The 15,403-nt window shown below is 32.4% G+C and carries 13 protein-coding genes and 2 pseudogenes; 9 read left to right on the forward strand and 6 right to left on the reverse strand.

Annotated elements, in window-relative coordinates; all coding sequences use genetic code 11:
• From V7056_RS18290 to V7056_RS18300, 3 genes and pseudogenes are all read right to left on the reverse strand, one after another.
• A pseudogene (locus V7056_RS18290) lies at positions 1-411 on the reverse strand (DUF2642 domain-containing protein); the annotation flags it as partial.
• A 35-nt stretch (positions 412-446) separates the two neighbouring features.
• On the reverse strand, positions 447-1,805 hold the full coding sequence (locus V7056_RS18295; RefSeq protein WP_499703831.1) for an arsenic transporter: 1,359 nt from the start codon (positions 1,803-1,805) through the stop codon (positions 447-449).
• 266 nt (positions 1,806-2,071) lie between these two features.
• Positions 2,072-2,404, reverse strand: a complete 333-nt coding sequence (locus V7056_RS18300; protein WP_499703832.1) for a DUF1904 family protein — start codon at positions 2,402-2,404, stop codon at positions 2,072-2,074.
• 855 nt (positions 2,405-3,259) lie between these two features.
• Here V7056_RS18300 and qoxA point away from each other — a divergent pair.
• Genes qoxA through qoxD form a run of 4 tightly spaced genes read left to right on the forward strand, consistent with a single transcriptional unit; the run spans position 3,260 to position 6,984 of the window.
• Positions 3,260-4,171, forward strand: coding sequence for a cytochrome aa3 quinol oxidase subunit II (qoxA, locus tag V7056_RS18305; RefSeq protein WP_499703833.1), 912 nt, complete (start codon positions 3,260-3,262; stop codon positions 4,169-4,171).
• Positions 4,171-6,138: a cytochrome aa3 quinol oxidase subunit I gene (gene qoxB / locus V7056_RS18310; RefSeq protein ID WP_499703834.1), complete on the forward strand. Its 1,968-nt coding sequence runs from the start codon at positions 4,171-4,173 to the stop codon at positions 6,136-6,138. Before qoxA ends, qoxB begins: the two co-directional genes overlap by 1 nt.
• The gene (locus V7056_RS18315) at positions 6,116-6,706 is read left to right on the forward strand and encodes a cytochrome c oxidase subunit 3 (protein WP_499703835.1); all 591 of its coding nucleotides are present in this window, start codon (positions 6,116-6,118) and stop codon (positions 6,704-6,706) included. Before qoxB ends, V7056_RS18315 begins: the two co-directional genes overlap by 23 nt.
• The gene (qoxD, locus tag V7056_RS18320; RefSeq protein ID WP_192601228.1) at positions 6,703-6,984 is read left to right on the forward strand and encodes a cytochrome aa3 quinol oxidase subunit IV; all 282 of its coding nucleotides are present in this window, start codon (positions 6,703-6,705) and stop codon (positions 6,982-6,984) included. The genes V7056_RS18315 and qoxD overlap by 4 nt, the downstream gene beginning before the upstream one ends.
• Before the next feature lie 39 nt (positions 6,985-7,023).
• Here the strand turns inward: qoxD and V7056_RS18325 are convergent, their stop codons facing one another.
• Positions 7,024-8,241, reverse strand: coding sequence for an MFS transporter (locus V7056_RS18325; RefSeq protein ID WP_499703836.1), 1,218 nt, complete (start codon positions 8,239-8,241; stop codon positions 7,024-7,026).
• Between the two features lie 225 nt (positions 8,242-8,466).
• On the opposite strand from V7056_RS18325, the pseudogene V7056_RS18330 reads away from it, so the two are divergent.
• Both V7056_RS18330 and V7056_RS18335 read left to right on the forward strand, forming a co-directional pair.
• Positions 8,467-9,003 (forward strand): annotated as a pseudogene (locus tag V7056_RS18330) (DNA alkylation repair protein).
• Positions 9,004-9,325: 322 nt separating this feature from the next.
• Complete coding sequence (locus tag V7056_RS18335) at positions 9,326-10,540, forward strand: D-alanyl-D-alanine carboxypeptidase family protein (RefSeq protein ID WP_499703837.1); 1,215 nt, start codon at positions 9,326-9,328, stop codon at positions 10,538-10,540.
• A 20-nt stretch (positions 10,541-10,560) separates the two neighbouring features.
• Here V7056_RS18335 and V7056_RS18340 read toward each other — a convergent pair whose 3' ends face one another.
• A complete protein-coding gene (locus V7056_RS18340) occupies positions 10,561-11,568 on the reverse strand; it encodes an inorganic phosphate transporter (RefSeq protein ID WP_499703838.1) in 1,008 nt (335 codons plus the stop codon).
• Between the two features lie 11 nt (positions 11,569-11,579).
• Positions 11,580-12,200 carry a DUF47 domain-containing protein gene (locus tag V7056_RS18345; protein ID WP_088000088.1) on the reverse strand — a complete coding sequence of 207 codons (621 nt, stop codon included), beginning with the start codon at positions 12,198-12,200 and terminating at the stop codon, positions 11,580-11,582.
• A gap of 299 nt (positions 12,201-12,499) precedes the next feature.
• On the opposite strand from V7056_RS18345, the gene V7056_RS18350 reads away from it, so the two are divergent.
• From V7056_RS18350 to V7056_RS18360, 3 genes are all read left to right on the forward strand, one after another.
• Positions 12,500-13,891, forward strand: coding sequence for an aldehyde dehydrogenase (locus V7056_RS18350; RefSeq protein WP_499703841.1), 1,392 nt, complete (start codon positions 12,500-12,502; stop codon positions 13,889-13,891).
• Between the two features lie 100 nt (positions 13,892-13,991).
• The gene (locus tag V7056_RS18355) at positions 13,992-14,960 is read left to right on the forward strand and encodes an ABC transporter ATP-binding protein (RefSeq protein ID WP_499703839.1); all 969 of its coding nucleotides are present in this window, start codon (positions 13,992-13,994) and stop codon (positions 14,958-14,960) included.
• The coding region (locus tag V7056_RS18360; RefSeq protein ID WP_499703840.1) for an ABC transporter permease at positions 14,957-15,403 on the forward strand (447 nt) is incomplete at its 3' end. The genes V7056_RS18355 and V7056_RS18360, both read left to right, overlap by 4 nt.

Here is a 15,403-nt window from a genome sequence, read left to right on the forward strand (position 1 = left end):
ATATGGTGTGATCCATTTTAAATGGGAGAGGGAAATATACATTGTTTTAAAAACTGGTGAGTAAAAAACAAGATAATCACTTAAAACGCTGATGATATATCCATGAAAACTAATATTTCCTGTCACGTAAATTTCAGAGAAAATACCTTTAGCATTTAATAAAATCTTTCTATAGGAGATTGATTCTAATTCCTCTCCAATTGAAGGTTCAATTGGATCATCAATTTTTTCTTTTAAAATTTGACTAAGATACAACATATGAACATGTATCCAAGGGATATAGTAATATTTCATACCATTAAATATCACTAATACATCTTGACCTAAATCTGTTAAAATTCCTTCGAAAATTTGGTCTCCGGATAGTTTTACTGTAACTTGTTTCCCAAGTAATGTTGCTACATCACTCACTCTAATCTCCTCCTAGAGGTAAAAACGAAATTCTTTTAATGTGCGAAGATTAATTGTACCCAATAATATAATAGAAACAGTGATACAAGTGTAGTAAGAGGGATAACAATTATTGTAACGCTTATATAATCCTTCCATTTTACTTTAATTTTATTTTGTTTTAGAATGTGCATCCAAATTAATGATGCAAGTGTACCAATTGGTAATAATAATGAGCCCATATCACTTCCGATAATATTAGCGAGATAAATCGTTTTTAAAGTAACTGGATCTAAGCCCATTTCTGTTAAGGTAATTGTGCCAATCATTAGCGCAGGGTGATTATTGAATAGATTTGATAAAAGTGAGACTAAGCCACCCATAATAAAGCTTGCTTGGAATAATCCCTGGTTGACGATCGGTTCACATATGCTTACTAAAAATGAAGTTAGACCGGCATTGTGCAGCCCGTAAATGATGACATACATAGAGAAAGCAAACAGTAATATTTGCCAAGGCGTTTTTTTTAGAATATCGATGGGATTTGTACGTAAGTGGTACCATCTCCAAATTAATAGTATGAGTGAACCTAGTACGGCTACAAACTCTATTGGGATTGACAGAAAGGATGCTACAAATAATAAACATCTCATCAAAAATACAAAAGCTAGTACTTTTAACATGAATTTCGTACGTTTTCTTTTTGTCTCAACCGAGATTTTGCCCTTTAATGGATGGAAATTTTTGATGAAAAATGATTCTTCGATATCATCTGTAGAAGTTGGTAGGTTAACAGGTAATTTGTGTTTTAAGACTAGATACATTATAAAAGACATAAACAGTAAGCCTAAAGTAGCAGGTACAAACATCATTGCCGTATGCATGTAAAGTGTCATGTGTACGATTTTTAGTGCAATTAAATTGACGATGTTACTAACTCCGATTGGGGCACTTGAAGCTGTAGCGATTAATGCTCCACTTAGAAGATAAGGAATTTGTTGATGTGGTTTCAGTCTAAGGTTCTTTAATAGAAGGATTAATATAGGAGTAGTTATTAAAATGCTCCCATCATTGTTAAAAAGTAACGTCATCAAAAAACATAATAATTGAATATACCAATATAGTCTGTATCCCGAACCCTTGGCTAAGGTTGCTAATCTTGCAGCAGACCAATGAAAAAAACCGAAGCTTTCTAATATAACCGCCATAACAATTGTTGCAATGATGGTAATTGATGCTCCGCCAATTTTACTAATGATATCAAGTAGGTCATAACCAGTTACAATTCCTGTTGCTAAAATGATCAGCGCTCCAATTGTCGCAGGCCAAGCTTCATTAATTCCTTTAGGCCTCCAAAATATGACTGCCATCGTCATGATAAATACAAAAGCAGTCACTACAATTTCAAAATTCATTTTTATTCACCTTTCTTTACTCGGTAGTTTTGTTTTGATACCTACTTGTCCGATTAATATACTAATATTCAATTTTAGTAAACTTGTACTTAGTTACACGTCTAATTTTCTAAGATTGTATGTTTGTCCAGATAGTATAGATACCCCATAAAGATAGTTGACTATTATGTGAAACGCCTAGAAAAAGTGTATAAAAACACAAAAACCAGACTAGTTAGCTGGGCTAGTCTGGTTTTTTCGTAAATTTATTTTAAAATAACATTTAGTTAATCAAAACATCTTTTTCCATTTATATAATAACTATCTTCTCGAAATGTTGAAAATGCAATTTCAAATTCAGGGATGTTTAAAGACAGGATATGTTTTGCGATAGATGCTGAAAATAGATCTCTCGTTACTAGACCTCTTTCAAACCATTTTACTTCTATAAAAGGGAAAGTTTCTATGACTTTACCATCGAATATTGAAGTAGAATGAAGACATTCAAGAATAAAATTATCTGTTCCACAATCACATATTTCTGCTAATTCATCTACTAATGGTTTACTAATTTGGCAAATATCTTCTGCCTTAAATCCTCTAAATAATAGTTGTGGCATAGTCATTACTCCTTACTTGATATAATATGTGTTAATTATAACGAAAAAAAGTAATAAAAAGCTAATACTTAAAATGAAATTAGAGATCGTACATGTGGCGTCTCATACTTACCAATTCTCACTATTGAGTTTGGCACATTTTACAGTTAACAACATTTTGTATATTGGATGATTCAAAAATCAATCATTATAAAAAAGTAGGTTATTAAAAGAAAAAACATAATTGCTATTGATAATCATTTTCAATTGTGTTATTCTAATTTCATAAAGAAGTTTTAAGTATAAGCCATTGTTTTTAAATGTTCATAGATTGGATCCAAATTTTGGATTCAACCCTAGAGCCCCCCAAACCCTATAGAAGAGGAAAATGTGCTAGGACATCTATTTTCCTCTTCACCCTAAATGCCTGTACATAAAACGCAGATTTTCTGCGTTTTTTTTTGTGTTTGTAGAATTTTTTTAAAAGAGATATGGAAGAAGATATCATCTTTTAATTTGTCTAAATATTATACTAATTTATTGTTTTTGTAGTTTTAAACATTAGAATAAAAATTTAATGTGAATCTAATATTTGTCTAAAATGTGAACGTTGTGAAAAAGGTAACATAAGGGTTGAACACTTGATATATATAGGGTTAAGAGGGTTTTTGGTAAAAGTAAATATGTCTAAAATGTGAACACTTATTTTTTCAGTTCAAATTGCTAATTAATTGTTTGTTTTTTTATTTAAAGTATTTTACTATAACTGTGGATATTGTTTGTCAGTAGAGTGACAATTTATAAACATACTTAATTAGCATTCTATTTTAGAATCGTTTTTGAACTTTTACTTAATTTAGAGGAAGGAAGAATGAAATGAAAAAATTTCTAATGAGCATCATGGTTATGATGATTGCGGTCATTATGGGTGCTTGTGACAAAATAGCCGTTCTTGATCCAAAAGGACCTGTTGCAAAAACACAAGCAGATACAATTATTTTTTCGATGTTGATGATGTTAGGGGTATTATTAGTCGTTTATATTCTATTTATTGTCATTATTAATAAATATCGTGCTAGTAAACTACCAGAAGATTATGAGCCTCCTCATGAAGAAGGAAGTAAGTGGCTTGAAATTATTTGGACAGTTATTCCGGTTGTGATCGTAACGATCTTATCAGTCGTAACGGTAAAAACGACTACAGCTGTTGAAACTGTACCAAAAGGACATGAAAATGATAAAACGCTTGTCATTTATGCTAGTTCATCGAACTGGAAATGGCACTTCTCATATCCAGAGCAAGGAATTGAAACAGTTAACTATGTGAATATACCTACAAATAGACATGTAGAATTCCGTCTTTATTCTTTCGGACCAATCACTAGTTTCTGGGTTCCACAATTAGGTGGTCAAAAATATGCAATGAGTGATATGGTTACAAAATTGAATTTTGTTGCTTCAAGTGAAGGTTCATTTATAGGGAAAAATAGTAATTTTAATGGCGAGGGCTTTGCTGGTATGGAATTTGAAGTATTAGCAATGAACGATAATGAATTTAATAGCTGGGTTACTGATGTAAAAGAAACAGCACCTGCGCTAACAGAAAAAGAGTTTGATAAATTACTAGAAATTGAACATTTAGGTAGAAAATCATATACTTCTACTCATTTAGAATTTAGACCAGCTCCAGAAGGTGAAAATGCTGGCCATCATCATGGTTCATCAGGTAGTGAGAGTGGTACACATGACCACCACGAGATGGATATGGACATGGAGGGGGATAAATAATGGGTTTCAAATGGGATCACTTTTTTGTAACAGGTGAACCAATGATTTATGGAGCAATGGTAAGTATTGTGTTAGTATCCCTTGCTATTGTAATTGGTTTAACCAAATTTAAAAAATGGGGTTATTTATGGACTGAATGGTTAACAACAGTTGACCATAAGCGAATTGGTGTTATGTATATTTTATGTGCACTATTAATGCTATTCCGTGGTGGTGTTGATGCATTATTAATGCGTGCTCAACTTGCGGGTCCAGATTTAAAAATTTTAGATGCTCAACATTATAATGAGATTTTTACGACACATGGTCTGATTATGATTCTCTTTATGGCAATGCCGTTCATTATTGGTTTAATGAACATTGTTATTCCTCTTCAAATTGGGGCAAGAGACGTAGCATTTCCATATTTAAATGCAGTTAGCTTCTGGTTATTCTTTGCCGGAGCAATGTTATTAAATGTAAGTTTCATCATCGGTGGTTCACCTGACGCAGGTTGGACAGCATACTTCCCACTAGCGGGTAAAGAATTTAGCCCGGGAGTAGGGAATAACTATTATGCAATTGCACTACAAATAGCTGGTTTAGGTACATTAATGACCGGTATTAACTTTATTGTAACAATCTTAAAAATGCGTGCTCCTGGTATGACATTAATGAAAATGCCAATGTTTACTTGGAGTATTTTAATTACAAACGTTATTATTTTATTTGCATTCCCAGTATTAACAGTAGCTCTTGCTTTAATGATGTTTGATCGTATGTTTGGAGCTCAATTCTTTACAATGGCAAATGGCGGAATGGATATGCTTTGGGCGAACTTGTTCTGGATTTGGGGACATCCTGAAGTATATATCGTAATTCTTCCTGCATTCGGTATTTATAGTGAAATTATTTCAACCTTCTCAAGAAAAAATCTATATGGTTACAAGAGTATGGTTGTTAGTATGATCGCAATTTCAGCATTAAGCTTTGTTGTATGGGTTCACCATTTCTATACAATGGGTCAAGGTGCAATGGTAAATGGTTTCTTTAGTATTACAACAATGGCAATTAGTATACCTACGGGTGTGAAAATATTTAACTGGTTGTTCACAATGAGAAAAGGTAAAATCGAGTTTACTGTTCCTATGTTATACGCATTAGCCTTTATTCCAATCTTTACAATTGGTGGGGTAACAGGCGTAATGCTTGCTATGGCAAGTGCGGATTATCAATATCATAATACGATGTTCTTAGTAGCGCATTTCCATTATGTATTAATCCCTGGTACAGTATTTGCGGTAATCGCTGGATTCTACTATTGGTTCCCAAAAGTATTTGGATTTAAGTTAGATGAAAAAATCGGTAAGATTACGTTCTGGTTTATTACGATTAGCTTTAACGTTACATTCTTCCCATTATTCATATTAGGATTAAAGGGTATGACTCGTCGTACGTTTACTTATAGTGCTGAGTCTGGTTTTGGTCCATTAAATCTTATTGCTACAATCGGTTCTATTGGATTAGCAATCGGATTTATCTTACTTGTTTACAATATTTATTACAGTGTACGTTATGCACCAAGAGAAACAAACGGAGACCCTTGGAATGCTAGAACATTAGAATGGTCTACAAGTAGTCCAATTGCTCCTTATAATTTTGCTGTGATTCCAACAATCGATTCTTTAGATCCATTCTGGAAGAGCAAAAAAGAAGGTACATCTTTATTAAAAGGTGAGATTAAAGATATTCATATGCCAAGCAATAGTGGGATACCGTTTATTTTAGGCGCAGCGTTTATGGCATTTGGTTTCTTCTTAATATTTGAATGGTGGGTACCAACAATTATCTTCTCAGTTCCAATATTGATTTGCTTAATTGCTCGTTCATTCCAACGAGATCATGGATTCCACATTCATAAAGAAGAAGTAATAGAAACAGAGAAAAAATTACGAGGTGATCAATATGAAGAGCAAGCCTCTGTATAGTTTAGGTGAAGAGAGTTCTAATCGAATTTTAGGATTTTGGTTATTTCTTGGAGCAGAAATTGCTTTATTCGGTACATTATTTGCTGTTTATTTAACATTAGCAAACAATACTGGTTCTGCACCAACACAAAAAGAATTATTTGAAATGAATGGTGTGATGATCGAGACATTCGCACTATTAACGAGTAGTTTTACAATTGGGTTAGTTGTGAATGCAATTAAACTAAACCATAAAAAAGCATTTATGAGTTTCTTGATCATTACTTTAGCATTAGGTGCAATCTTCCTTGGTGTTGAGATAACAGAATTTTTCACTTATGTACACGAAGGAGCAACTCTTCAAGGTAGTGGGGCACTATCTAGTTTATTTGTTCTATTAGGAACGCATGGTGCTCACGTTACGTTCGGTATGTTCTGGGGTATTGCCATTTTAATTCAGACATATCGCGAAGGAATTACAGAAACTACAGCAAATAAAACATTTATTTACTCGTTATACTGGCACTTCTTAGATGTAGTTTGGATCTTTATCTTTAGCTTTGTTTATGTGAAAGGACTGATTGGATGAGTGCTCTATTTCCAAAGCAACAAGTGGTTGGCTTCATCCAATCACTTGTGCTTACGATCATTGCATTAAGCGTATATTTTTTAGACATTCCTTATCGAATTTCATTAATCATTTTAATCGTAACTGCGTTATTACAAGGTGGATTACAATTGATTGTTTTCATGCATATGGGGGAAAATGAAGATAAGTCTGTATTATATCTAAATTTAGGTTACGCTTTATTTGTAGCTGTAACAATCGTATTTGGTACACTCTGGACATTGCTTTGGGGTTGGTAAAAAAAAGCTCTTCTTAAAGAAGAGCTTTTTTTTTGCATATTAATTTGATAAATTTTTCACTTTATCATTTGGAAGCATAAAAGCAATTAAACCTAATAAAGGTAAATAACTACATAAATTCATTACAAAAGTTAAGCTTGTCGCATCTGCTATAACGCCAAGTAAAACAGCACCTAATGCGCCCATTCCAAACGCTAAGCCCACAATTAATCCACTAACTAATCCTACTTTACCAGGTACAAGTTCTTGAGCATACACTACGATGACACTGAAAGAACTTGAACTGATGATTCCGATTAAAAATAAGATTGGAATGACTGCAATTAACGAAACATGAGGCAGTAATAATGCTAATGGGAAGGTCCCAACCAATGAAAATAATATCATATTTCGTTTTCCGAATCGATCTGCTAAAGTTCCACCGATAAAAGTACCAATTACACCAGAAATCATGAAAATAAATAAATATAATTGCGTACTTTTAATTGATAAACCATAGCTATTAATTAAGTAAAATTGATAATAATTACCGATTCCCGCAGAATACCAAGAGCGAGCAAAAGTAATGAAAATTAAAAGGATAATTGCAAATTTGACAGCTTTCGTTATAGGTGTATTTTCAGTTTTCATTTGAGCTTTATTCTTTTGCGGAATAAGGTTTTCATTTAGCTTATCTCGATACCACATTGATACATATATTAATACGCAAATACCAATTCCAGCTAAAATGGTAAACCATGCCGCTCCTTTTTGACCAAGTGGTACAAATATAAGAGCTGTAAAAATAGGAGCAAGAGAATTACCTGTATTTCCACCGACTTGATAGATGGCTTGAGATAAACCTCTCTTTGATCCAGACGCTAAATAAGCGACTTTAGAACCTTCTGGATGGAAAATAGCAGAACCAAGTCCAATTAATAATACCGATAGCAATACGACGATTAAACTTGGTGCGAATGCTAAACAAAGCATACCAAGTAAGCTTGAAGCCATACCAATTGGAAGCAAAAACGGTGAAGGTTTTCTATCAGAAAATATCCCAAATACGGGCTGCATCACAGAAGAAGTCATATTGAGAACGAAGGCAATGAAACCAATTTCTGTATAGGTTAGATTCATTGTCTTTTCTAATATCGGAAAAATTGCTGGGACTACAGCTTGCATAGAATCATTTAATAAATGACCTAAACTAATGGCAAATAAAATTTGATACATAGTACTTTGACTAACAACATTTGATTTAACTGCTGGTTGCATTAGAATCCTCCTTTCGTCTGAAATAATCATAAACTAATCTTCGAAAAATTTACACAATTTTGCCTGCAAAAACTTCCATTCAACTTACTGCAGCATTATAATAGAAGGAATGAAAGCGTAGACAAACGCTATATGGAGATTAAAATGGAAAAATACACTAGAGATTTAAAAAATTATATACTTGAGCACAAAAATGAACTGAATCGACCAGCGATGGAAGCTTATATGAAACAAAAGTTTCTATTTTTAGGTATAAAAGCACCAGAGAGAGTACAATTAACTAAGCAATTTATAAAAATGAACGGTGATCCATTTGACCTGAAAATAATCCGAGAGATTTGGGATTTAGAGGGGAGAGAATTTCAATATATAGCTTTAGCCTTACTCGATCGCCAATATAAAAAAGCAGAAAAAGAGCGAATAGAATTTTATGAAAGTTTAGTTATAGATAAATCATGGTGGGATACTGTGGATACTCTTGCTGGAAGGTTAATTTGTTTTCATTTTTAAACAAATCCTGAGTTGATCGAAGAATATGCAGAGAAATGGATACAATCAGAAAATATGTGGCTAAATAGAGCTGCTATCCTTTTTCAATTGAAATTTAAAGATAAAACGGATCAAGAAAGACTATTTAGATACTGTCAATTAATGTCTAATTCAAATGAGTTTTTCATACAAAAAGCAATTGGTTGGGCTTTACGAGAGTATTCATACATAAATGGAGATGCTGTTGAAACTTTATTCAAAACACAAATTTAGCACCATTAAGTAAAAGAGAAGGTATGAAGAATATTGATAAATTAAGGAAACAATAATCTGTCGATTTTCCGGGAAATATCTTAATAAGGAACTACATCTTGTTCTTTTTCAAAGTTAATCCCTTATGGGGTTATAAGATATAAAGTCAGAAGTAGAGTACAACGGAAGATAAAAACACCAATGAGAGATGCAATAGACTTCTTTAACAGAATATTTACTTAAATAACGTTACTAAAGTTAGGTTGAGTCAATAGTATGAAAAAGTTATAATAAATTCATTCTTGATAATGAATACAAATTAAAGGGAATATAGGGAGAAAAGATGAGATTTAGATTATTAAAAGTCCTAAAGTACGGTCTCTGTATTTTGTTACTAAGTGGTTTTTTCAATCAAAAAAATGCTCGAGCTGAGGAAATTAATCTTTTTAGTGATAAAGCGATTACAATCCTTGCTGATAGTGGAGAAGTAGTTTATGAAAAGAACGCTAATATAACTGATTTTCCAGCGAGTACAACAAAAGTAATGACGGCAATCATTATGATGGATTATATAAAGGAAAATGAAGCAATTACGATGTCAGCAAGAAGTTTACAGGAAGAGAAAAGTAATTCGCAAATTCTTTTTTCTGAAGGAGAAAAGCTTGATCGTAATACTGCATTAAAGACAATGATGATTTTAAGTGCAAATGATTTAGCATATGCAATAGGGGAAACAGTTGCGGGGGATATGAATTCTTTTGTTAAAATGATGAATGAGAGAGCAAAGAAAATCGGGGCTAAGCATACTCATTTTACGAATCCAAACGGATTGCATAACGACAATCATTACACTACTGCATATGATTTAGCTTTAATAGCGAAAGAAGCTTTGAAATATCCAATAATCATTAAAGCTATGGGTACGAAAGAAGCTCATATTACCACTTCCAAGCAAATGAATAAGTATATATTCAATAGAGGTAAAATGTTTACAAATCCTTATTTCTTAGCAGGAAAAACCGGGTATACAAATACTTCTAGGAATACGTTAATCGAAATTGATCAAAAAGATGGTCAAAAAATCATTAATATATTATTACGTTCATCGAAGCCACAGTACTTAAATGATATCAAATTATTGGACGGATATGCTTTTCCGAGAATTTATAAAAAGGTTATTGTAAAAGAAGAAAATTGGAAAAAGGAATTAAAAGTAAAAGACACAGTCATTAAAACAAAAATTAGTGCAGACTTATCGTTTTTAACTGCAAAAAATCCAAGTACGGAATACGAAGTTAAAGTAAAAAAAGAAAACGAATTAGCCACAGATTATAAAAAGAAGGGTCTTCATAAAAATCAAAAAATTGGAAAAGTTGAAGTTTGGTCAGATGGGGAAATAGTAACAAAAGCAGATTTGTTAACAGCCCAATCATACGACCGTCCAACATTTTTCACTTTAAATACAATATTAATTGCGGGAATTGTAATAGTCTGTTTTACGATCGTATTATTTACACGACCAAGAAGAAAAAGAGTATATATAAAAAGTCGAACGTAATAAAACGTTCGACTTTTCTCTTATAAGAATAAGTTAAGTATTTGATAAAAAATGGCTGCTACAGTAGCTGAAATTGGAATTGTAATTACCCAAGTGATCACCATTCGTTTTGCAGTACCCCAGTTAACATCTTTTACACGTTGAGCTGAACCAACACCCATAATAGATGAAGAAATAACGTGAGTCGTACTTACTGGTAAATGTAATGCAGTAAATGTGAAAATAATTGCTGCAGAAGATAAGTCAGCTGCTGCACCATTGATCGGACGGATCTTCATAATCTTACCGCCAACAGTTTTAATGATTTTCCAACCACCAATCGAAGTTCCTATAGCCATTGCTGTAGCACAGGCAATACGTACCCAAAGAGGTACATCTGAACCTGGTGCAACTTCATTTGATGCTATCAGAGCAATCATGATAATACCCATCGCTTTTTGTGCATCATTCGTACCATGTGTGAACGATTGTAATGCAGCAGTGAAAATTTGAACAATCCTAAAACCTTTATTCGTTTTTGAAAGATTTGAACGTTTGAAGATCATAGCTAAAATTGTCATAACAATAAAACCAACAGTTATTGCAATAACTGGCGAAATTAATAAAGCCTGAATAATTTTAATGAAACCGTCAGCTTCTAATGCGTCTAAACCTTTTGCTGAAATAGCCGCACCTGCTACTGCACCAATAATTGCGTGAGATGAACTACTTGGAATTCCATAATACCATGTTAATAAATTCCAAAATATTCCTCCTAATAATGCTGCAATCACGACTACTAGTCCATTAGTACCTTCGATTGTTACAGGATCTACTATTCCTGTTGTAATCGTTTTAGCAACACCTGTAAAAATAATTGCACCAAGAAAGTTCATACCAGCTGCCATAACAATAGCTGTTCTAGGCTTTAGAGCTTTTGTAGATACTGAAGTCGCAATTGCATTTGCTGTGTCGTGGAAACCATTGATAAAATCAAAGGCTAATGCAAAGATAACAACTAGTACCGTAAGTAAAAATAAGTGTTCCATATTATTTCTCCTTACGCATTACGCATGATAATTTGTTCAAGTGTATTGGCTACATCTTGAGCACTATCAGCAATAGATTCTAACATTTCGTATATTTCTTTATATTGGATAATTTTAATTGGATCTTTTTCATTCATAAATAATTGTTTAATCGAAGTACGTAATAACTCATCACATTGTGATTCGTAATCTTTTATTTTAATCGCATGTACACGAATCTCTAGTAATTTTTTATTAGAAAGTAATTTTACAGACTCTAAAATTTCTTCAACAGCTTTATGTAAGATGTTAACGAATTTTACCATGTATTCGTCTGCTCCAGTAATTGAATACATTTCAAAACGAGCAGAACAATGCTCAAAACCATCTAAAACATCATCCATCATCATTGCTAATTGAAGAATATCTTCACGCTCAATTGGAGTAATGAAAGTTTTGTTTAATTCAACAATTAGTGAATGAATGAATTTATCACCTTTCGTTTCATATTCTTTCATTTCTTGTGAAAATTTCTTTAAGTCGCTTGCATTCTTAATTTTAAAGTCAACGTAATATTTTGAAGATATGTGCAAATTATCAGCAATACCTAAAAGCTTCTCAAAGAATACATCCTTTTTTTGTCCAAAAAACATTATGATTCCTCCAAATAAAACATATAGTTTATTAATTACCTTCACAATACTCTTTAATAGTATGTCTAATTTAGCAATGAAAAATGTCGAATAAAGTAAAGGCTACGTTAATAATAATAATTGGTTTTAAAAATTAATCAATTAAAAAGATATAATATATTTACAAATTTACAATATCTTTACAATTCTTTAACAAAATTAATAATTAAGATTTACAGTATTATTGACTTTATTTAAGCGATTCATTAGCATAAAATTAATTTCAAAGGCACGTTAAGATTAAGGGGAGTGACGATTTGATTCAATCGGTAGTAGATGTAGAGGGGAACGTTAATCAAATAGTAAAGAAACAAAGAGTTTACTTTCATGTAGGTTCTACAAAAAGTAGGGAATTTCGAATTTCGCAGTTAAGGAAACTTTACAATTCAATTGTAGAGAATGAAGAAAAAATTAAAAATGCACTACATTTAGATTTAAATAAATCCGAATTTGAAGCTTATTCTACTGAAATCGGTTTTACTCTTAAAGAAATAACTGAGGCGATTAAAAATCTAGAAAAATGGATGAAGCCAATTAGAGTAAAAACACCAATTACCCATGTCGGCACAAGAGGTAGAATTTATCGAGAACCATACGGTGTTACATTAATTATTTCCCCTTGGAACTACCCTTTTCAATTAACAATGACGCCCTTAGTAGGTGCAATCATTGGTGGAAATACAGCCATTATAAAACCTTCAGAACTAACACCAAACACATCAAACATCATAGACCAAATGATCCGTGAACTTTTTAATGAAGAATATGTTGCCGTTGTTCAAGGTGGTGTAGAAACGAGTACAGAACTACTAAAACAGAAATTTGATTTTATCTTCTTTACTGGTAGTGTACAGGTTGGGAAAATAGTGATGGAGGCTGCTTCAAAGCATTTAACTCCTTTAGTTCTTGAATTAGGCGGAAAGAGTCCAACGATTGTTCACCATGATGCGAATCTTAGTGTTACAGCTAAAAGAATTATTTGGGGTAAATTTACAAACGCAGGTCAGACATGCATTGCACCAGATTATATATATGTACATGAAAAGGTAAAGAACCAACTAATACAAGCGATGAAACAAGAAATTGTTCATTTCTATGGAAATCAACCTCTTAAAAATGAGGAATATACAAAAATTGTAAGCGAAAGACATTATAATCGTTTAGTAAATTTTTTAAAAGATGGAAAAATAGAACATGGTGGTCAATCAGATACGGCTTCACATAAAATTGAACCGACGATTCTTTCAGATGTTTCATGGGAATCATCAATAATGGACGAAGAGATCTTTGGACCAATCCTACCTATATTAACCTATCAAGACTTGGATGATGTAATAACGGAAATTAATCAACATCCTAAGCCTTTGGCGCTTTATGTATTTACAGAGAATAAATCAATATCAGATCAAATCATCGAACGAGTACCTTTTGGCGGTGGATGCGTCAATGATACTTTATATCACATGGCTACTCCCTATTTACCGTTTGGTGGTGTTGGAGAAAGCGGTAGTGGTAGTTATCATGGTGAGTATAGTTTTAAAGCTTTTACTCATGATAAAAGTGTTCTATTACAAACCACGAAAATTGACCTAAAGATTCGATATCATACTACAAAAAACGCTTTACGGTTTATTCGTAAATTGTTAAAATAATAACTAAATACAACTTCGTTTTTTAGCTCCTTTCAATAAGGGGCTTTTTATGTGTCGAAAAAATTATTTACTAAAACGACTTGTTAGATTGGACGGGAAAATGAATAATATAATCGAAATTGATCAAGTAGTAAAAGAATTTAATGATAATAAAGTCATACTACCTCTATCGTTATCTATTTATTCGGGTGAATTTTTAACGATTCTAGGACCAAGTGGTTGTGGGAAAACAACTCTTCTACGGATGATAGCTGGTTTTGAAGAACCATCTTCTGGTGTTATTAAGCTAAACGGGGGAGTCGTTAATAATTTACCACCATATAAAAGGGACATGAATTTAGTATTTCAACACTATGCATTATTTCCGCATATGAATGTTGAAAAAAATATTCAATTTGGCTTGAAAATGAAGGGGATTTCATTAGCGGAACAAAAAACTCGAGCTGAAGAAGCAATGAAATTAACCCAATTGACCGAGTTTAGAGGTCGTAAACCGTATCAATTATCAGGTGGCCAACAGCAAAGGGTTGCGATTGCCCGTGCCATCGTAAACAATCCAAAAGTGTTGTTACTCGATGAGCCATTAGGAGCTTTAGATTTTAAATTAAGAAAAGATTTACAACGAGAGCTTAAAAATCTTCAAAGAGAGCTAGGGATTACATTTATTTATGTAACTCATGATCAAGAAGAAGCTATGAGTATGAGTGATCGAATTGTCGTCATGAATAACGGGAAAATTGAGCAAATTGGTACGCCAAAAGAAATTTATCAAAATCCGGCAAGTAAGTTTGTAGCATCCTTTATTGGTGAAAATAACTACTTTCATAAAGATGATCAGTTAATTGCTGTTAGACCGGAAAATATTAAAATCTCACAGTCACTTGATGGAAATTATAAAGGAATCATCAAAGATATAGAGTTTGTTGGCACACTTAATAAGATTTATATTGAATTAAAAGGTGAAGAGAAAACAGTAATCGTTTATCAAATGCCAGATCAGACGAATCTATCTCGAAATGAAGAAGTTTACATTCATTGGAAATTGGAAGATGAGGTGATTATGTATTGAAGTTTGGAAAATACATCATTACCCCATCAATCATATGGCTAATTGTCTTTTTTCTAATTCCATTATTGTTCATTTTTAAATTTGCATTTATGAAAAATGGAATGTATGGACAAATTGAAAACGTAATTACATTTGAAAATATAACAAAAGTTTTTGACCCATTATATTTAAAAGTATTATGGACAACTTTTTGGATTGCAGTTGTAACGACAATCATCACATTATTGATCGCGTACCCTTACGCCTATACAGCAACTGTTGTTAGTGAAAAATGGCAAAGAATCTTATTACTACTAATAACAATTCCTTTTTGGATTAATTTTTTAGTACGGTCTTATGCACTTATCGTGATTTTTCGTTCTAAAGGTATTATTAATACACTACTATTAAAACTAGGGATTATTAATGAACCTTTACAATTACTTTATAATATGCCATCAGTT

It is taken from the genome of Bacillus sp. JJ664, from assembly GCF_036962205.1.
Lineage (GTDB): Bacteria > Bacillota > Bacilli > Bacillales > Bacillaceae_G > Gottfriedia.